The 18,190-nt window shown below is 44.6% G+C and carries 20 protein-coding genes; 6 read left to right on the top strand and 14 right to left on the bottom strand.

Going from position 1 to position 18,190, the window contains the following annotated elements:
* Nucleotides 1-51: 51 nt before the first annotated feature.
* Nucleotides 52-513: a DUF2188 domain-containing protein gene (locus tag HFA01_RS08960; RefSeq protein ID WP_146815388.1), complete on the bottom strand. Its 462-nt coding sequence runs from the start codon at nt 511-513 to the stop codon at nt 52-54.
* A 251-nt stretch (nt 514-764) separates the two neighbouring features.
* On the opposite strand from HFA01_RS08960, the gene pxpB reads away from it, so the two are divergent.
* The 5 genes from pxpB to HFA01_RS08985 all read left to right on the top strand — a co-directional run bounded on the left by pxpB (nt 765) and on the right by HFA01_RS08985 (nt 5,754).
* Entirely contained in the window at nt 765-1,478 is a 714-nt protein-coding gene (gene pxpB / locus HFA01_RS08965) for a 5-oxoprolinase subunit PxpB (RefSeq protein ID WP_146815389.1), read from the top strand.
* Nucleotides 1,475-2,476 (top strand): 5-oxoprolinase subunit C family protein, encoded by a 1,002-nt coding sequence (locus tag HFA01_RS08970; protein ID WP_146815391.1) that lies wholly within the window; start codon nt 1,475-1,477, stop codon nt 2,474-2,476. The genes pxpB and HFA01_RS08970 overlap by 4 nt, the downstream gene beginning before the upstream one ends.
* A 12-nt stretch (nt 2,477-2,488) precedes the next feature.
* Nucleotides 2,489-3,262 (top strand): LamB/YcsF family protein, encoded by a 774-nt coding sequence (locus HFA01_RS08975; protein ID WP_146815393.1) that lies wholly within the window; start codon nt 2,489-2,491, stop codon nt 3,260-3,262.
* Nucleotides 3,263-3,313: 51 nt separating this feature from the next.
* Nucleotides 3,314-4,504: an NRAMP family divalent metal transporter gene (locus HFA01_RS08980; protein ID WP_146815395.1), complete on the top strand. Its 1,191-nt coding sequence runs from the start codon at nt 3,314-3,316 to the stop codon at nt 4,502-4,504.
* 587 nt (nt 4,505-5,091) lie between these two features.
* Nucleotides 5,092-5,754 carry an O-methyltransferase gene (locus HFA01_RS08985; RefSeq protein WP_146815397.1) on the top strand — a complete coding sequence of 221 codons (663 nt, stop codon included), beginning with the start codon at nt 5,092-5,094 and terminating at the stop codon, nt 5,752-5,754.
* 39 nt (nt 5,755-5,793) lie between these two features.
* Here HFA01_RS08985 and HFA01_RS08990 read toward each other — a convergent pair whose 3' ends face one another.
* The 12 genes from HFA01_RS08990 to HFA01_RS09045 form a co-directional block, all read right to left on the bottom strand.
* Nucleotides 5,794-6,609 carry a protein phosphatase 2C domain-containing protein gene (locus HFA01_RS08990; RefSeq protein WP_167506214.1) on the bottom strand — a complete coding sequence of 272 codons (816 nt, stop codon included), beginning with the start codon at nt 6,607-6,609 and terminating at the stop codon, nt 5,794-5,796.
* Nucleotides 6,606-7,163, bottom strand: a complete 558-nt coding sequence (locus HFA01_RS08995; RefSeq protein ID WP_146815401.1) for a GNAT family N-acetyltransferase — start codon at nt 7,161-7,163, stop codon at nt 6,606-6,608. The genes HFA01_RS08990 and HFA01_RS08995 overlap by 4 nt, the downstream gene beginning before the upstream one ends.
* Before the next feature lie 105 nt (nt 7,164-7,268).
* Nucleotides 7,269-8,243, bottom strand: a complete 975-nt coding sequence (locus tag HFA01_RS09000; protein WP_146815405.1) for a quinone oxidoreductase family protein — start codon at nt 8,241-8,243, stop codon at nt 7,269-7,271.
* A gap of 12 nt (nt 8,244-8,255) precedes the next feature.
* On the bottom strand, nt 8,256-9,041 hold the full coding sequence (locus HFA01_RS09005) for an enoyl-CoA hydratase/isomerase family protein (RefSeq protein WP_146815407.1): 786 nt from the start codon (nt 9,039-9,041) through the stop codon (nt 8,256-8,258).
* A 16-nt stretch (nt 9,042-9,057) separates the two neighbouring features.
* Nucleotides 9,058-10,818 carry an acyl-CoA dehydrogenase FadE gene (locus HFA01_RS09010; RefSeq protein WP_146815408.1) on the bottom strand — a complete coding sequence of 587 codons (1,761 nt, stop codon included), beginning with the start codon at nt 10,816-10,818 and terminating at the stop codon, nt 9,058-9,060.
* A complete protein-coding gene (locus tag HFA01_RS09015) occupies nt 10,799-11,542 on the bottom strand; it encodes a 2-phosphosulfolactate phosphatase (protein ID WP_146815410.1) in 744 nt (247 codons plus the stop codon). Before HFA01_RS09015 ends, HFA01_RS09010 begins: the two co-directional genes overlap by 20 nt.
* A gap of 1 nt (nt 11,543) precedes the next feature.
* Nucleotides 11,544-12,605: a phosphotransferase family protein gene (locus tag HFA01_RS09020; protein WP_146815412.1), complete on the bottom strand. Its 1,062-nt coding sequence runs from the start codon at nt 12,603-12,605 to the stop codon at nt 11,544-11,546.
* A 12-nt stretch (nt 12,606-12,617) separates the two neighbouring features.
* Nucleotides 12,618-13,016, bottom strand: coding sequence for an acyl-CoA thioesterase (locus HFA01_RS09025; RefSeq protein WP_146815414.1), 399 nt, complete (start codon nt 13,014-13,016; stop codon nt 12,618-12,620).
* A gap of 12 nt (nt 13,017-13,028) precedes the next feature.
* Nucleotides 13,029-13,901: a 3-hydroxyacyl-CoA dehydrogenase family protein gene (locus tag HFA01_RS09030; RefSeq protein ID WP_146815417.1), complete on the bottom strand. Its 873-nt coding sequence runs from the start codon at nt 13,899-13,901 to the stop codon at nt 13,029-13,031.
* Complete coding sequence (locus HFA01_RS09035) at nt 13,891-14,469, bottom strand: TetR/AcrR family transcriptional regulator (RefSeq protein WP_146815419.1); 579 nt, start codon at nt 14,467-14,469, stop codon at nt 13,891-13,893. Before HFA01_RS09035 ends, HFA01_RS09030 begins: the two co-directional genes overlap by 11 nt.
* Nucleotides 14,470-14,498: 29 nt before the next feature.
* Nucleotides 14,499-15,278, bottom strand: a complete 780-nt coding sequence (locus HFA01_RS09040) for an SDR family oxidoreductase (RefSeq protein ID WP_146815421.1) — start codon at nt 15,276-15,278, stop codon at nt 14,499-14,501.
* Between the two features lie 4 nt (nt 15,279-15,282).
* On the bottom strand, nt 15,283-16,494 hold the full coding sequence (locus tag HFA01_RS09045) for an acyl-CoA dehydrogenase (RefSeq protein WP_146815424.1): 1,212 nt from the start codon (nt 16,492-16,494) through the stop codon (nt 15,283-15,285).
* Nucleotides 16,495-16,952: 458 nt separating this feature from the next.
* Between HFA01_RS09045 and HFA01_RS09050 the strand changes: the two genes are divergently transcribed.
* Entirely contained in the window at nt 16,953-17,513 is a 561-nt protein-coding gene (locus tag HFA01_RS09050; RefSeq protein ID WP_146815426.1) for a CotY/CotZ family spore coat protein, read from the top strand.
* Nucleotides 17,514-17,613: 100 nt separating this feature from the next.
* Here the strand turns inward: HFA01_RS09050 and HFA01_RS09055 are convergent, their stop codons facing one another.
* Entirely contained in the window at nt 17,614-18,075 is a 462-nt protein-coding gene (locus tag HFA01_RS09055) for a DinB family protein (RefSeq protein ID WP_146815428.1), read from the bottom strand.
* Nucleotides 18,076-18,190 lie beyond the last annotated feature (115 nt).

Here is an 18,190-nt window from a genome sequence, read left to right on the forward strand (position 1 = left end):
CTTGAATAATTATTATATAAGTTATATATCCTGTTACGAAAAGACGTAAACCTAAGATTCTCCATTGAATGACATTTTTTCCTGTATACTTCCATCTTTTTTATGAACGACTACTTGTGTTCCTTTGTTCTCAGCAATCTCTTTCGCTCGATCAATCGCGTCCTGCTTCTTGTCAAAAACATTAGAAGGTTGTTTCGCATCTTCCGTTTTAACGGCCCAGCCTTCTTCATGTGCAACTACATGTTGTCCCTTTTCAAGAAGTTCCGGGCGACTTTCTCCCCGTTCTTGGTCTCTTGATTTTAGGTTTTTATCGCTCATCTGTTTCACACGATTGATTTCTTTCTCATCTGCGTTTTCATACCATTCTTTTGCCTGCTCTGTAGCGATAGGGATGGCCTGGCCCTCTTTATATCCTTCGTCAATCATGGCGTTCGCTATATCAATCGCCTTTTTCCTGATTGGTGTTTCCAAGTTTTTAAGCGAACTTGGAAAATCATCTGTATCCCACGGCATTTCATTCGCCCTCCTCATTCGTTCATTATCTTTTTTATTCCCTTCCACAAAGCGTGATTAAACCAATCGGGGACCTTTGTCGAATTGAAACAGCTGAAAAAATAGGATACGATATTAACGTCCATAAGTTAGAAAAAATGACATCCTTTGATATTTCCCTGCCAAATTTAACCGGTTAGTTAACGCAATACTCGCCATTCTGTAGAGTTGTTTGGCATCACTACTTTCAAAAGTGTATAGGAGGTATTTTCTTGAATATAAGCATTCATCCTCTTGGAGATCAGGCTCTCCTTATTGATTTTGGAGAATCTATTAATGAGGAAACCAATCAACAAGTACGTCAAGCTGCCGCACAACTAGATGACCAAAAACCCAGCTGGATGATTGAATACATCCCAGCTTTTTCTACTCTAACCATTCTATATAACCCCTACTACATAGCTAAACAGATAGGTTCACAAGATCTTCTTCCCTATGAATGGGCCCGAACAGAAGTGTTAGCATTGTTATCCCAATCCTCCACCTATCACTCTGAGGAGAGAACTATAGAAATACCTGTATGCTACGGAGGAGAATGGGGACCAGATCTCTCCTTCGTAGCTTCACATAATAGCATGAGCGAAGAAGAAGTCATAGACACCCACATGAATGGGGATTACCTTGTGTACATGATTGGATTTGCACCCGGCTTTCCATATATCGGTGGAATGAATAAAAAAATTGCTGCTCCCCGGCATGACGATCCAAGGCTTTCGATTCCTTCAGGCACCGTTGGGATTGCCGGAGAACAAACGGGAGTATATCCTATTGAAACTCCAGGGGGATGGCAATTGATCGGCAGAACCCCTCTCAAACTTTTCGAACCTGATCGAGATCGTCCTTCTCTACTTCAAGCAGGAGACCGCATTCGTTTCACACGCATTGATGAAGCAGAATATATACAACTAAAGGAGGGGGAACAATGATTTCTGTACTGAAATCGGGGTTGATGACCACCATTCAGGATATAGGACGATATGGCTATCAAAAAGATGGAGTCATTGTGAGTGGAGCCATGGATCAACAGGCCCACCGAATCGCAAACCTCCTCGTCGGAAATCCTGCCGATGCGGCGACAATGGAAATGACACTTATGGGGCCTGTCCTTGAATTTCAAGAAGATGCCTTCATCGCTATCTGCGGGGGAAATCTTACGCCAATGATTGACGGTGAGAGTGTCGCCATGTGGAAACCATTGTACATAAAAGAAGGAAGTGAGCTTCGTTTTGGCAAACCCAAAAAAGGATTCAGATGCTACCTTTCCATTGCCGGAGGGTTTCAGGTGCGGAAGGTTATGGGAAGTTCGTCCACCTATCTGCGTGCAAACATGGGTGGTTTTGAAGGACGCACTCTAGAAAAAGGAGACCAGCTTCGTTTTGGTCACTCGGATTCTCAACTTCGTTACTCAAAAGAACAAATGAAAACTGCGGATAAGCCTATATCCTTTAAAGAAGCTTCCTGGTTCGTCGGTCCTGAGTTCACCAATTATATGAAGGACAATCAGCCGATCCGGGTTATGGCCGGCCGTGAATTTAAGTTATTCACAGAGAAGAGTAAAGAACAATTCTTCAACGATCCTTTTCAAATTGATTCGAAATCAGACCGTATGGGGTACCGTTTAAGTGGCGGAACCTTAAAACTTGAAAATAAGAAAGATATCGTTTCAGAAGCGGTTACGTTCGGAACCATTCAAGTACCTCCAGATGGGAATCCAATTTTACTAGTAGCAGATCACCAAACCACTGGCGGTTATCCCAAAATCGGACAAGTGGCTTCGATCGATCTACCTAGAGTCGCACAAATGCGGCCCGGAGAAAGTATCAGATTTACACCTATTTCTCACGAAGAAGCTCAACGCCTGCTCTTAGAAAAAGAAAAAAACTTAAAACAACTGCAAAGAGGGATTGAAACCAAACGACTATGAGGAGGAGAATCTATGCATATCGTAGACTTGAATTGTGATATGGGAGAAAGTTTCGGCCGCTATACCATTGGCCGTGACGAGGAAATAATGAAATACGTAACCTCCGCGAATATCGCATGCGGCTACCATGCCGGAGATCCATCTATCATGAAAAAAACGGTCCGAATGGCGCTGGAACATAACGTCGGGATTGGCGCCCATCCAGGTCTTCCAGATCTAGCGGGCTTCGGCCGACGTCCGATGGATATTTCCGAAGAAGAAGCTTATGATATGGTGGTCTATCAAATCGGAGCTCTGAAAGGATTTGTGGATACTGAAGGGGGACGTCTACAACACGTTAAGCCCCACGGAGCTCTCTTTAACATGGCTGCGAAAGACCAATCCTTGGCACACGCCATTGCCAAAGCTATTTACGATGTGGACTCTGAGCTAGTCCTCTTTGGACTGGCAGGAAGTGAACTCGTGAAAGCCGGGCATGAACAAGGGCTTAAGACAGCAAGCGAAGTATTCTCAGATCGAACTTATCAACAGGATGGATCACTTACTTCCCGAAGAGAACCAAACGCGCTCATCACCGATCACCAGCAGGCGGTGGAACAAGTCATTCGCATGATTAAAGAAAACAAGGTCCGTACCGTACAAGACACGGATATTGATATTGATGTTCATACGATTTGTATTCACGGTGACGGAGGAAGCGCGATCGATTTCGCCAACTATATTACAAAAGCCCTGAAAGAATCAGAAATCACACTTCAATCCATCAGTGAATTTATCACAAAATAAGTAAACAATAGAATTCATACATCACAACCAACATAACAAAGGAGCTACTCCATGAAAGAACAATCGACAAGAAGTCTCCTGTTAGGAGCCGCTTTCTTGATGGCGACGTCCGCCATCGGTCCTGGCTTCCTGACACAAACGACTCACTTCACTCAACAACTTGCAGCAAGTTTCGGATTCGTCATCTTAATCTCCATTATTATAGACATCGGGGCCCAATTGAACATATGGCGAATCATTGCCGTATCTGAAAAACCGGCTCAAGACATCGCTAACAGCCTCCTCCCCGGCCTTGGAGTATTTTTATCTGTACTCATTGTTGCCGGTGGATTAGCCTTTAATATTGGGAATATCGCAGGCGCCGGCCTAGGTACCAATGTACTTTTCGGAATTCCACCTGAAATGGGGGCATTATTTAGTGGTATTGTAGCCATCGCCGTCTTTCTGGTGCGCGAAGCTGGTAAAGTCATGGACCGATTCGCACAAATTGCTGGTTTCGTTATGATTGCTTTGACGATTTTCGTTATGTTCTCTGCCCAACCGCCTGTAGGAGAAGCGGTCACAAAAACATTCGTCCCTGATACGATTGATTTTCTGGCGATCATCACACTCGTCGGGGGGACCGTTGGAGGCTATATTACATTCGCCGGTGGCCACCGTCTTCTAGACGCAGGTGTGAAAGGAAAAGAAGCACTCCCACAAGTCACAAAAAGTTCCGTGTCTGCGATTGGAATTGCCTCTGTCATGAGAATCTTCCTTTTCCTTGCTTCCCTGGGTGTTGTAGCCTCAGGTTTCACCCTGAACCCTGAAAACCCACCAGCTTCTGTTTTCCAGGCAGCCGCTGGAAATGTCGGATATAAAATCTTCGGTGTCATCATGTGGGCAGCTGCCGTAACTTCTGTCGTTGGAGCCGCTTATACATCTGTCTCATTCATTCGTACATTCAATAAAACGATCAACAAGTACCATAAATGGTTTATTGTCGCGTTTATCGTCATCTCAACCACCGTATTCGTTTCTGTCGGCGAGCCTGTCAAAGTGTTGATTCTTGTCGGCTCATTAAACGGCTTGATTCTACCTATTGCACTGGGTGTCATGCTGGTTGCCGCATATAAACAAAAAATCGTTGGGGACTACAAACACCCGCTATGGTTGACCATCTTCGGTGTCCTCATCGTCATTGCCATGTCCTACATGGGCGGCATGTCACTAATCCAAGGCATTCCAAAACTATTCGGTTAACCCCAAAGAGCTCAGGCAATCTGAGCTCTTTTTTCATGCACTAAAGCTCCCAATTGTGGAAGACTCAGTTTCGAGACGATTGTGTGGTTCTAGGGGCTCCGGGAAAAGGTTCGCTCCTTTGCCATGAAAGATTCTCGAGACCACTTCTAAAAATTGACTCTTATGATTGAGGAAAGTGGATGATTAGAACCCTGCCGCAGTACGTAAAATCTTGATCCAGAGCGCTTTGCACCTCTAACAGTTGGATAGTGGGAGCCTCTAAATTCGTATAGGCGTTTGTTTCTAACTTACATCGAAAGGGGTGGTTGGGAAGCTGCGAGACTCCCGCGGGAATGGATCGACTGGCAAGACCCCACAGTGCGCAAGCACGAGGAGGCTTGCCGTCATCCCCGCAGGAAAGGGAGTAGCATCCCAGCCACCCCTGACGCCCAACAAGGCAACGAACCCCGGAAACCTCTCGAAACTGAGTCTTCTACAATCCTGCCATATCCTTTAATTAGGAAGTGGGTATTGAAGCCCCTTTTTGTTCGAATTTTTAGTGAAAGAGGATTACACTAGAAGAAACTTATACATAAGGAGTGGTTTGGTTGCGAAATCTGGAGACTTGGAAGCAAGTAGATCAGTACTTTATCGATCAGCTGATTCCCGCAGATCCTGTTATGGAGAATGTACGAAAAGCAAACGAAGAAGCAGGACTCCCTTCCATCGACGTGTCTGCCGTCCAGGGAAAGATGCTTCAGCTTTTTGTGAAAATGAAAGCCGCGAAAAATGTTTTGGAGATTGGCACTCTCGGTGGATACAGCACCATATGGATGGCGAAATCCCTCCCTGAAGATGGTCACGTCACTACATTAGAATTCAACCCGACACATGCCGAAGTGGCCTCCAGGAATATGGAAATGGCAGGAGTGAAGGATAAGGTTGAAGTGATTGTCGGTCCCGCTCTTAAATCTTTGCCCACTTTAGAGGGACGGGAACCCTTCGATTTTATTTTTATTGATGCAGATAAGAATAATAATCCCCACTATATCAAAGAAGTTCTTAAGCTATCCAAGCCCGGTACGACGATTTTAGTAGATAATGTTGTACGGGATGGGGAACTGCTCGACTCAGAAAGCAAGGATAAGAGTATTTTGGGCATACGAGAGATGTTTGACGTATTAAACAACCACCCCCACCTTGATTCCACAGCTTTTCAAACAGTAGGAAGCAAAGGATATGACGGTTTCGTCCTAGCCGTTGTAACATAAAAAACCTAAACTAAGTGCACCTTTCATAGGAGGGTGCACTTAGTTAAATTTAATCCATACCGCTGTTCGGTCATCGATATGGAGAGAATGTTTATTCAGGTGTTCCGTTAATTCATGAACATAACCTTCCAACCCTACTTCTCGAATTCTCTGATACGTTTCTTCAAGGGTAAGTTCGGGATGAAATAAACCATCAGAAATAAGCAGGAGGCTCCGAATCCCTTTTCTTTTGATTACTCCTTGATCAAGGTATTCCATCACCTCAGGCATTCCGTTAGCAACCGTATAGCCACCTTCCACATTTGCAAGCCGACGGTTGTAGCGAAGCTTATTCATGTGTAGATCATAGTAACTTTCAGGTGGAAGGTTCTCTCCAGCCTTTTTTCCTTCGACACGTTTCTGCTTCGCTCTTTCGCTGATCCCTTTGACAGAGTCAATTGTGACAACCTTAAACTTTCCATTCTCATCCTCTACAAGAATCATAGAATCCCCTAGCTGCACATAATGAATCTGGTCATCCATAACTTTAACAACCGCTACGCATGTGGACCATCGTTCTTCTTCGAGTTCTGTCTGGACAGCGGATCTTTCCATCTCTTCCTTCAGATGTAGGTTGGCTTCTTCTACGGCCTTCACCAACTCTTCCCCACTCTTTAACCGCTCCATTTTAGTTTTGAAAATTCGTGCGGCAAGATACGCTCCATTATGGCCTGCTTCATCCTTGAAACAGACGAGCGGAGTTGCTCCATCTAAAACCCCATAAATACCAGCTTGTTCATTTAGAACAAAAGCGTCTTCGCATTCCTTTTTTTGCGGGCTCTTTTTTTGGATATGTTCCACGTATGTGACGTTCAAGTGATCTCCCCTTTCTTCAGCCACTCTTCTTTCAACATTCCGTACACCACATGGTCCGTATATTCATCATAAAGCCGGGCTGCTTGACGGATGACACCTTCCTGCTTAAAACCCAACCGCTCCGGCACTCCGCGACTCTTTGTATTCTGAGAGGCTGCTCGAATCTCAATTCGGTTCATACCTAGTGTCTTAAACGCATAGTCGAACAGAACGCGACAAGAACGTGTAAGCAGCCCCTTCCCTTTGTAATCAGCTCCCATCCAGTAGCCAATGCTTGTGAATTTATTTTTCTCATCAATTTCATGAAAATCAACGACACCAGCAATGTTTCCTTGATAAAGAATACAAACGGTCAGCCCGTTGTTTTCTGCATAACGGCGCAAACACATCTTTATGTAGTTTCTTGTATCTTCCACTTCTTTTGTAAAGTGGATCCATGGCAACCATGTTTTTATATGCTCTCTGGAACGATCCGATAGTCGGAATAGCTCTTCCGCATCACGGTGGTCGATCATCTTCAGTGATAATTCTTCATCGATTTTTTGTTCAAACATTAGTCTTCTCCCCCTTTTTATCTGTGGTCATTTGTATTCGACAGAATCCTCTCTTCTTCCTGCAAAAAAAGTACGGCAGAACAAGTCTGCCGTACTTTTTATAGGTTATGGCTTCAAGACCAGCTTTCCTTTTGTTTTTCTGGCCTGCATGACCTCATGAACATGAGCCGCTTCCTCTAAATCAAACACACCACCGACAGTCAACTTCAATTCACCAGTCTTCACCATTTTCAATAAATGGTTCAAACTCTTTTCAAACAGGACAGGCTTCTTCATAATCTGTGGCAAAAAGAATCCAATGACCGATAGATTTCGATTCATAAGACCAGAAGGATACATTTGGGGCGGCTCTCCGCTGGCAACCCCATAAACTACGACTCTTCCAAATCCTCTCATGCATTTGACGGTCTCGTGAAAAATATCGCCTCCAGCCATTTCCAGAGCCACATCGACTCCTCTGCCATCCGTCGCCTCCATTACTTCTTCACGCCACATCGGATTCGTGTAGTTGATGGCGTAGTCTGCACCTAAATCACGGGCTAAGTTCAGCTTTTCATCTGTGCTGGCCGTTGCGATTACCTTTCCTGCTCCGAAATGTTTGGCTAGTTGGACAGCAAGGGAACCAACGCCTCCGGCCGCTGCATGAACAAGGACGGTTTCTCCTTTTTCCAGCCTCCCCATCGTTGTGAGAATATGATAGGCGGTTAACCCTTGTAAGGGTAAAGCTACAGCGGTTTCGTCTGTGACTTCGTTTGGAATGGGGATCAAAGTACTCTCATTCGCCTTCACATATTCGGCATAGCCCCCTGAACCAATGAGGGTCACGACACGATCTCCCTTACCGACACGGCTCACCCCTTCGCCTACCTCTTCAACGACCCCGGCAACTTCTGCTCCAGGGATAAAGGGAAGTGGTGTGGGTACTACATAAGCCCCCTCACGCCTTGCTGTGTCCGCATAGTTCACTCCGATGGCATGAACTTTGAGAAGAACTTCTCCTTGTTCAAGCTCTGGTCGGTCGACATCCACCTTCTCCAATACGGAAGGCGCTCCATATTCTTTGAACTGAATCGCTTTCATCTTTTTCCCTCCTCATTTCCCAACAAAGTTGGGTTTGCGCTTCTCCTTGAAGGCCTGCACACCCTCTTTATGATCTTGCGTGGTGACCATCATCGTTTGTGTTATTCTTTCCTGCTCAAGAATCGTAGCTAAATCGGAGCGATCAGCCTGATCGACGATCTTTTTCATCATCCCCATCGCTCTGCCCGGACCTTTAGAAAGAGCAAGGGCATAGTTCATAGCCTCTTCTTCTAAATCAGCTAGTGGAATGACGCGATTCACCAATCCCCATTCAGCAGCTGTCTCAACAGGAATAGGTTCTGCGCGGAACAGCAGTTCTTTCGTACGGTATGGACCTAACAATCGTGATAAAAAGTAATGACCGCCTCCGTCCGAAACAAGTCCGACCTGTGCAAAGCTAAGCACAAATTTGCTTTCTTCCCCTGCCAGAATCTGATCACAGGCAAGCGCAAGGTTGAATCCAGCTCCTGCTGCGTATCCATGTACCACTGCCACGACTGGTTTGGCTAAATCTTTGATTTTCAAAATTAATTGATTGAGTTCTCCTACATGGTCATACAGATGCTGTGCGTCAGCTGTCCCCATGGATTTCACATCTCCACCCGCTGAAAAAGATCGGCCGGCCCCTGAAAGCACCACAACTTTCACATCATCATTACGTTCGGCTTCAGACAAGGCCTCTTGAAGACCTAAAATCATTTGATCAGAAAAAGCATTCAATGAATCCGGCCTGTTCAGTACACAGGATAATACCGGACCTTTAATATCGACAGTTAAGTGATCATTACCTAGTTTCATATTCGTCATCTCCTTTTTATGATACATATTGACCTGCAGCAATCATTCGATCGGCAAGCTGGCGGTTTCTTTCCATTGACCCTTCCCATTGATATTCACTTAAAAGCACAGGGATATGACGTAAAGTTTGAACACGTTCCTCCCCTTGCAAAAGCTCGGATAAAAGCTGGGTGATCGAACGCTGTACATTCAATGCAGACTGTTCAATTAACGTGTAGGACATCATTTCTTTTAATGGAAGGCTCGAATCTTTTGCATGTTCCGCTTTCCTTGTCCTTAAGACTGCGGACTCGACACGGTAAATTTCAATGGCAAGATCGGCAAGCTTCATTAATATCTCTTGTTCTTCCTGAATGGCTTTTCCGTATGTTCGGTAAGCCGCCCCTGCACATACAAGATATAAATCCTTGAATAAAGCCACGGCCTCCTGCCGTTTCTCGGAGCGTTTATACCCACCGTTCTTCAAAGAATATTCCGCTTTCTCCATTAATGATGCGGCATCAAATTCTTCTTTGGCTGCTTTTTGCAAAAAAGCACCTGGAATTAACAGACGATTGATTTCATTGGTCCCTTCAAAGATTCGGTTTATTCTTGAATCTCTATAAGCTTGTTCAATGGGATATTCCTTGATGAATCCCGCGCCTCCATGAAGCTGTAGGGCTTCATCCACCACCTCGTCCAGCGTTTCCGACCCGGCAACCTTACAAATTGCAGCTTCGAGCTTATGCTCATTCATCGCTTTAGCTGTGGATAGACGATCTTCAGAATCATAGTGACCATGGAGCGAAGCTTCTATATGACCAGCCGTACGATAAAGCAGAGATTCCGCACCATAGATTTGAGCCGCCATTGAGGCGAGTTTTTCCTTCGTTGCTGGAAATTCTGCAATACTTCTTTTAAACTGTTTCCGTTCTTTCACATGGGTAATCGCTAACTGAAAACTGTATTTTGCTGCTCCCATTGTGGCAAACCCTAAATTGAAACGCCCTAAATTTAAAACGTTAAGAGCGATCAGATGTCCTTTACCGACATCTCCGAGTAAATTTCCAACCGGAACCTCACAATCTTCCATCACTACAGAACAAGTCGAAGACCCTTTAATTCCCATCTTCTTTTCTTCAGGTCCGATGGAAAGTCCCGGGAAATTTTTTTCGACGATAAAAGCGGAAAAGTGCTCTCTATCTACTTTTGCATAGACAATAAACGTATCGGAAAAAGCGGCATTCGTGATATAAATTTTGGTTCCGTTTAATAGATAATGAGTACCTGCTTCATTAAGCACGGCTGTGGTTCTAGCGGAGAGGGCATCGGAACCAGCTTCAGGCTCTGTAAGACAATAAGCCCCTATGTACTCTCCAGATGCGAGTTTAGGCAAATACTTTTCTTTTTGCTGCTTCGTACCAAAATAGGTGATTGGTAATGTGGCTATACATGTATGGTTCGAATGAGCAACACTGTAGCCGCTTGCATTTCCTAATGCTTCACCAACGATTCCTTTACTGATCTTATCTAAGCCAAGCCCTCCGTAATTTTCAGGAATACTATGACCGAGCAGCCCCAAATTTCCGGCATGACGCATTTTCTCAGCTACAAAATCATAATCTCCACCTTCGATTCGTTCCCTATTCGGGTGAATTTCCCGGGTAATAAATTGTCGAGCAGTGGAAGCCATCATCTTATGCTCATCAGTCCGATCCTCCGGTGTGAACACAGCATCCTCTGAAATCTCCGAAATCAAAAACTCTCCACCACGAATGTTATGCTGAACTGGTTGCATTTTTCCCCTCCTTGATTTGACCGCTATCACGGTCATACGTCAGTATAGAATCGAATAAACCTTCTTCAGCAGCAAAATCAATTTCTTTCGGATCAAGCCCAGCCTTTACAAGTAACTTTCCTATTCTACAGTTTCGCAATAATTCTTTTGCGGGCCCGCTTCCTTCGTAGAAACCGAGAGCTGTCACAGCGGCATCCGAAAGTTCCCACCTGTCCCTTTTTTGCATGTGATAGATTAGACTGCCGACGCCATAAAAATCCTCCACCGTGTATTTTCCGCTTGACCCGGCACAGACGAGAACGATATCTTCTCCTTGATGATGCTCTGCCATATGATCGGCCATTGCTGGATTGTTCAGCAGTGAAGCGGCATATAAAGAGGAAGCCTGTGTGGATTGGTGTAAAGCCACCGTCCCATTTGTCGTCGTCAAGAAGAGGTGCTTATTCTGAATGATGGATTTCAAGTTGGTTCTTAACGGTGGTTCGAACCCAGCAATTCCCCTCCCTTTATCCTCTCCAGCCAGAATGAAGGGATCTTCAAATTGTTCCGCTTTTTTCCGAGCTTCATCCGGGCTGAATACTGGAATGACACTGGAAGCACCATCCGCAATCGCAGCTGTAATCGTGGATGTGGCAAATAATACGTCAAAGACGACGACGACTTTCCCTTTTAACTTTTCCGGCCGTATATCTTCTTTTTTAAAGATGACTTGGATTGTTCCCATGCTAGAGACCTGCTGTTTCTTCCGCATGATGAATCAATTGATTGACGAACACATGCATTCCTGCAAACCTCGGATCCTGTGTCTGCCCATTCTTATAGCGGTAATAAATTTGTTGAACAATCCCTGCCAACTTGAAATAGGCGAAGGTCAAATAAAAGTCTATGTCATCCACATGTCGACCGCTCTTTTCGGCATAACGTTGAATGAATTCCTCCCTTGTATAGAAACCATCCTGAGCCGTGAGCGGCGGCTTCCCTAATCCCGTTTTCAGAAGTTCAGGATCGTCTTTCTGAATCCAATAGCTCATGGCAGCTCCAACATCGGCCAATGGGTCTCCTACGGTCGTCATTTCCCAATCAAACAAACCTACCATTCGTGAGGGATCTTCCTTACTGAACATGGCATTGTTCAACTTGTAATCATAGTGAATGATGGTAGCTTCATTGGATAAAGGAATATGATCGATCAGCCATGTTTTCAAACGCTTCCCGGAAACCACATCATCAGTTCTCGCCTTTTCATAGCGTTTGATCCATCCATAGACTTGCCTTTCCATAAATCCTTCAGGCTTGACCATATCTTTAAGAGAAGTCTGTTGGTAATCCAGTGAATGAAGTTCTGCCAGCCGGTCGACCATCGTTTCTGAAAGTTGTCTTCCAAGCTGATCTGTCGCTTCCACAGCTTCTGGGAAGGCGTGATCAAATACGAGGCCTTCTCTGCGTTCCATGAGAAAAAAAGGGCGGCCAATCAGGTTGCCCGATTCATAGAGATAGGGTTTCGGCGCCAAAGGAAAGACTGGATGTAAAGATTGAAGAACCTTGAATTCACGTTCCATGTCGTGGGCCTTCGGAGCGACCGGTCCCATGGGAGGGCGACGTAAGACTGCTTTCCACTCCTCTCCCACCGACAACTCATACGTTAAATTGGAATGCCCCGCCCCGAACTGCCTGATTACCAAATCACCTGAAGGCACCTCCAACTTTTGCCTTAAGAAACGTTCAAGCTTGTTTACATCGAGCTCCTCCCCTTGACGTACAGGCCTTGTATCTTCTGTATAAACCATGAAGAACCTCCTTTATTTAGCTACCATTTGATAGGATGATAAGGATTCTTTCATATCCGTGGTCATCGCGACACTTTGCTGTTGTTCAAAGTCGAATTGAACAATGACCGACAAGCCCCTGGCCACAAGTTCACCTGACTCTTTTTCAAACATTTCCTGCTCTAAATGAAAGCTTGAGCGCCCAATTTTTGCGACATGACTGCGAATAATCAGTGTTTGATTGAAGTACACTTGCTTGATGAAATCACATTTCGTCGATGCAAGGATGAAATTCCAATCATCTCCTACAAGTGCCAAATCATTAAAAAAGCGGATCCGTGAATCTTCCATATAGACAAAAAAGTTATTGTTGTTCACGTGCCCCAATAAGTCGGTCTCACAAAATCTCACGTTCACTTCTATTTCGTGCATTCGTTCTCCTCCTCAACTTTTCACAGAGCTCTCATAGGTATAAAAACCCTTCCCGGTTTTACGGCCAAGCTCTCCTGCTTTCATTTTTTCTTCGATCGTTTTAGATGGCCGGTCTTTAGGATCACCGGTTTCCTTATACTGCTGCTGCATGACATAATAACCGACATCTATACCGGAAAGATCCATCAATTCAAATGGGCCGATGGGATGTTTCAGCGCTTTTTTCACGATTTTATCAATGTCTTCATAATCCGCGTATCCACCCTCATACAAGCTCATCGCTTCTTTTTGAATGGCGAACAAAATACGATTGGCAATAAATCCTGAGATTTCTTTTTGTAAAAGAACAGCGGTACGATTCATCTCTTTGCACACTTTCATAGCTAAATCAGTTGTCTCATCAGAGGTATGGTCACCTTTGACAACTTCCACGCAGTCCATGACCAGTGGCGGGAAGAAAAAGTGCATGTTGCACACCTTTTCAGGCCTTGATGTTGCATCAGCAATCAATGAACTGACGATCGTGGAAGAATTGGTCGCAAAAATTGTATGAGATGGAGCATGCTCTTCCAGCTTTGCAAACACTTGTCGTTTTACATCCAGTTTTTCAACGACAGCTTCAATAACAAGGTCTGCACTTGATACCGCTTCCTCCAATTCTGTTGTAAAATGAAGGCGGGCAAAGGCCTCATCACGCGCGTCTTTAGAAATTTTTTCTTTTCTTACCCACTTCTCCATAATCCCAACAAGTTTTGCTTCAGCCTTTTCCAATGATTCCTGGCTGATGTCCTGGATCTTGGTTTCATATCCAGCTAATGCACCTAGCATGGCAATCTGATGACCCATACTGCCCGCTCCGACAACCGCTAATTTTTCAATGGTCATTCGTCTCCTCCTTCACTCCGTTAAAAATCAACTGCATATATAAATCAGTCAAAGACTTCTCGTCCACTTCTCCTTCGGGTTCGTACCAAAAATAGCTCCAGTTCGCCATTCCAAGGACTGCATAGGATAACATGTCTGCACGGAGAGTTTTCTTGAATTCTCCGTCCGCCATCCCCTTTTCCAACACTTTCTGTATATTCAATTGAAATTGTTGGCGTTTTGGCATGATGATCGCTGTCTTCTCTTCACTCAGGTGTCTCATTTCTTGAAAGAACACGAGTGCACTATGACCGTTTGTTCTGATATTGCCAATCAACAACTCTACAATTCTATACAACTTTTCTTGATTGGAAAGACCTTCGCTTGTCATGATATTTTCTTGCCCCTCCAGCAGGTGATCAATAAAAGATTGATGAATGTGAACAAGTACATCTTCTTTGTTTTTGAAATAGTAATAGAATGTCCCTTTTGTCACTCCATTCGCATCAACGATGTCCTGGATGGAGGTGGCCTGGAACCCCTTTTTACCGAATAATTCTATGATTGAGTCCATCATTCTCTCTTTCATGCCCATCCGTCCTAACTCAGCAAAATCCATTAACAGGAAGCGTGCATGCCACCGTCAACAACGAGGACGTCTCCGGTGACATAATCCGATGCTCGACATGCTAGAAATAGAGCGGCTCCTTTTAAGTCCTCCTCAGAACCAAAGCGTCCCAGCGGCGTTCGATCGAGTATGAAATCTCCCCCGTGCTCAAGTACCCCTTTCGACATTTTTGTCGGGAAGAATCCGGGAGCCAGGGCGTTCACTTGAATGTTGTGCATGCCCCACTTCACTGCTAGATCCTTTGTAAAAGTGATGACCGCACCTTTGCTGGCATTGTAGCCGACCGTCTCCATAAACCTTGGATCCGCACCACCAAGACCAGCAACAGAAGCAATGTTGATGACCTTTCCGGACTTCTGTTTGACCATTTGCTCGCCAACTTTCTGAGACATAAGGAAAGTTCCGGTCACGTTGACGTTCATTACCTTTTGAAAAGCTTCCAGTGGCATTTCGAGCGTCGGTGCGCCCCACGTAGCCCCGCTATTGTTAACAAGAATATCAATCGTCCCGAATTTGGCTAACGCTTCCTCCACTACACGGTCAATGTCTTGAGGGTTCGTGACATCACACCCAAGCGCAAGTGTCTCCACACCACATTCACCCTCAAGCCTGTGCGCCGTTTGTTCACACGCCTCTTTTTTACGGGAACAAACAATAATATTCGCCCCTGCTTCGGCAAGACCTTCAGCAATTTGTTCACCAAGCCCACGTCCGCCTCCTGTAACAAGTGCGGTTTTCCCTTTTAAATCAAAAAGATCTTTTACATGCATGGTCTCACTCCTTATATTTGGATAATTCAAGTTTAGCAATCTGTCTTCGGTGAACCTCATCCGGTCCATCTGCCAGCCTCAATGTTCGAGAGTTTGCCCATTGGGCAGCTAAGGTGAAATCATCACTGACTCCTGCCCCGCCGTGAGCTTGTATCGCCCGGTCAATAACTTTCAATGCCATATTCGGGGCGACCACCTTAATCATGGCGATTTCGGTTTTCGCTTCCTTATTCCCAACCGTGTCCATCATATAAGCAGCTTTTAAGGTAAGCAGACGTGCCTGTTCAAGTTCAATCCGGGAATCTGCGATCCACTCCCTTACGACCCCTTGCTCTGCTAAAGGACGATGAAAAGCCACTCTGTTTTGAACACGCTTACATAAATCCTCAAGCGCTCGTTCCGCTGCTCCAATCAATCGCATGCAATGATGGATTCTTCCAGGTCCTAGACGACCTTGTGCGATGGCGAACCCTTTACCCTCTCCCCAAATCATATTTTCCTTCGGGACACGGACATTGTGAAAATCAATTTCCGCATGACCATGGGGAGCATGGTCATATCCAAATACAGGTAACATGCGCTTGATCTGAACACCTTCCGTATCCAAAGGGATAAGAATCATGGATTGTTGCTCATGACGCTTGGCATCCGGATCCGTTTTCCCCATAAAGATGGCGATTTTACACCGTGGATCTCCTGCTCCTGAAGACCACCATTTCCGACCATTGATAACATAATCGTCTCCGTCCCGTATAATGCTCGACTTAATGTTTGTAGCATCAGAAGAAGCCACATCCGGCTCGGTCATCGAAAAACAGGATCTGATTTCTCCCTTCAGAAGAGGTTCCAACCACTCTTCCTTCTGATCTTCACTTCCATAACGGGCCAGCACCTCCATGTTCCCTGTATCAGGTGCATTGCAATTAAAGACTTCAGGGCCAATGAGAGAACGGCCCATCAATTCACAGAGTGGAGCATATTCGAGATTTGACAACCCGGCTCCATATGTATCGTCAGGTAAAAATAAGTTCCAAAGCCCTTCCTCTTTTGCTTTCAATTTCAGCTCTTCCATAATCGGAGGCACTTCAGAAAAGCGATCCTTTTGTGCATTTAGTTGTTCCTCATACACCGACTCATTTGGATAAACGTGTTCATCCATAAACCGTTGCAGCTTTTCTAGGTAGCCTTTCACCTTATCGGAATAATCAAAGTTCACCCTTTTCCCTCCTTTAACAAAACATACCAAACGGTTAGTATGCATCCATTTTATACCTACTATTCTGAAAATTCAACAAAAGTGAATGATTATTCATATTTTATAATTATAGTCCTACTTTTCCCAGTCCCCTCTGAATCTCCATAAGGCAAACGATTTCCTTTATCTCGAAGTCTGTTTTTGCTTGAAGGCATTAAGCGTAATTAAGAAAAATAAAAAAGATGCCAGTGTACGCTGGCATCAGACCGTAGGGAAATTTTCCATGGCGTGGTAGACCATGAACTTTGAGCTTTCGTGAACTCTCAGTACTATAAAATATTCCTTCCACAGCTGGTTGCCTTGGCGTTCACCTAGCATTTTTACAATCTATGAAGATTCTTAGATTGGTAGGCACCTATACAAGCGCTCTCTATGAAAAAACATAGAATGTAGAGAAAAAATAAAGGAGGAAATGTTTTATGAGTTGTAAAGGAAGAGATAACAACTGCGTCCGCGATGTTATTAAAGAAATCATTAAAGCTCAAGATGAAGTAGCTGCCTTGATGGACAATGGTTGTTGCGATGTCAGCTGCGAGCGATCCATTCGTGATCTGCTTTCACCTGCTGAAGAGACACCACGTAACACAACCATCCCATTCATTTTGTACTGCAAAGACTGCAAACCTTTCATCGGTAGCGGGGTTATTCGTAAACAATTAATGTCTAATAGCTCCACTTATCTTGCCTGCTTGAGCTCTCCAGTTTTCAGAGCGAAGAAATTTACCAATGATGGAAAGTGTGTCAAACTGGAGCTTTTGATTCCTGAATCAAATGGGGGAGCACGTGCTGTACCATCTTGTAGAAAGAAAGATGTGTGCGACTATTTCCCGGGAGATTCTATTCGTAACCTTCGCGCAACAGGAATCTGCATTACTGTAGATCTGGATTGCTTCTGCAGCATCACATGCCTAGAACCGACGACTCCATTGATGTCAACACGTCACGAAATAGACGACGCTATGTCTCAATACGAAGACTAATAAAAAAACGTGCACGGAACCTTGTTCCTGCACGCTTTTACATAATAGATACACGGATAGGATAATAAGAACGAGTAATTTCTCCGTCCTTACCAAATCACTAACCCTTCACTACTGGATTTATTCCCCACCATCCGTTTCGTTTTCGAATCGTGACAATCTGGCCGATATGGTAAGCGTTATGCATAAATAAATTCGAAAGGGTCTCTGCCCACATTTCAAGCTTTTCCTGACTGCATGATAGAAGCTCTTGTTTAAACATCGTCATAACCATTTGGAAGTCAGTCACTCGTGAATGCCAATCCATTTGTCCGTGATTTTGAAATGTATCATAGTGACGGGGCCGCTCAGCCACTTCCTCCCCACGGAAGCGACTTAAGTATCTTTCGTTGTAAAAATAAAGATGATGGACGATTTCCGCGATGGAGTGGGGTTGATCGTGCAGTTTCTCCATTGCTTGTGGTTCTTCCAATTCTCTTACGGCATAATTGAAACAGACGAACCAGCTGTTTTCATCGTGGACAGATTTCAACTGCTCTATTAATACTTCTCTTATAGCCATTTCACCACCTCCTCGTTTTGATATTCCCTTTTTTAATAACCTTAAGTCAATCCTATTGGAAATGAATAGTTATACCATTTATAATGGGAGTAACTGATGATCCTCTCCAACTAGT

This window comes from Halobacillus faecis (assembly GCF_007991335.1).
Taxonomy (GTDB): Bacteria; Bacillota; Bacilli; order Bacillales; family Halobacillaceae; genus Halobacillus; species Halobacillus faecis.

Excerpts from the sequence above, each read along its gene's own strand:
- HFA01_RS08960 (WP_146815388.1), bottom strand. The coding sequence starts at position 513 with ATGCCGTGGGATACAGATGATTTTCCAAGTTCGCTTAAAAACTTGGAA.
- HFA01_RS08970 (WP_146815391.1), top strand. The coding sequence starts at position 1,475 with ATGATTTCTGTACTGAAATCGGGGTTGATGACCACCATTCAGGATATA.
- HFA01_RS08975 (WP_146815393.1), top strand. The coding sequence starts at position 2,489 with ATGCATATCGTAGACTTGAATTGTGATATGGGAGAAAGTTTCGGCCGC.
- HFA01_RS08980 (WP_146815395.1), top strand. The coding sequence starts at position 3,314 with ATGAAAGAACAATCGACAAGAAGTCTCCTGTTAGGAGCCGCTTTCTTG.
- HFA01_RS08995 (WP_146815401.1), bottom strand. The coding sequence starts at position 7,163 with ATGTTTGAACAAAAAATCGATGAAGAATTATCACTGAAGATGATCGAC.
- HFA01_RS09000 (WP_146815405.1), bottom strand. The coding sequence starts at position 8,243 with ATGAAAGCGATTCAGTTCAAAGAATATGGAGCGCCTTCCGTATTGGAG.
- HFA01_RS09005 (WP_146815407.1), bottom strand. The coding sequence starts at position 9,041 with ATGAAACTAGGTAATGATCACTTAACTGTCGATATTAAAGGTCCGGTA.
- HFA01_RS09010 (WP_146815408.1), bottom strand. The coding sequence starts at position 10,818 with ATGCAACCAGTTCAGCATAACATTCGTGGTGGAGAGTTTTTGATTTCG.
- HFA01_RS09015 (WP_146815410.1), bottom strand. The coding sequence starts at position 11,542 with ATGGGAACAATCCAAGTCATCTTTAAAAAAGAAGATATACGGCCGGAA.
- HFA01_RS09020 (WP_146815412.1), bottom strand. The coding sequence starts at position 12,605 with ATGGTTTATACAGAAGATACAAGGCCTGTACGTCAAGGGGAGGAGCTC.
- HFA01_RS09025 (WP_146815414.1), bottom strand. The coding sequence starts at position 13,016 with ATGCACGAAATAGAAGTGAACGTGAGATTTTGTGAGACCGACTTATTG.
- HFA01_RS09030 (WP_146815417.1), bottom strand. The coding sequence starts at position 13,901 with ATGACCATTGAAAAATTAGCGGTTGTCGGAGCGGGCAGTATGGGTCAT.
- HFA01_RS09035 (WP_146815419.1), bottom strand. The coding sequence starts at position 14,469 with ATGAAAGAGAGAATGATGGACTCAATCATAGAATTATTCGGTAAAAAG.
- HFA01_RS09040 (WP_146815421.1), bottom strand. The coding sequence starts at position 15,278 with ATGCATGTAAAAGATCTTTTTGATTTAAAAGGGAAAACCGCACTTGTT.
- HFA01_RS09050 (WP_146815426.1), top strand. The coding sequence starts at position 16,953 with ATGAGTTGTAAAGGAAGAGATAACAACTGCGTCCGCGATGTTATTAAA.
- HFA01_RS09055 (WP_146815428.1), bottom strand. The coding sequence starts at position 18,075 with ATGGCTATAAGAGAAGTATTAATAGAGCAGTTGAAATCTGTCCACGAT.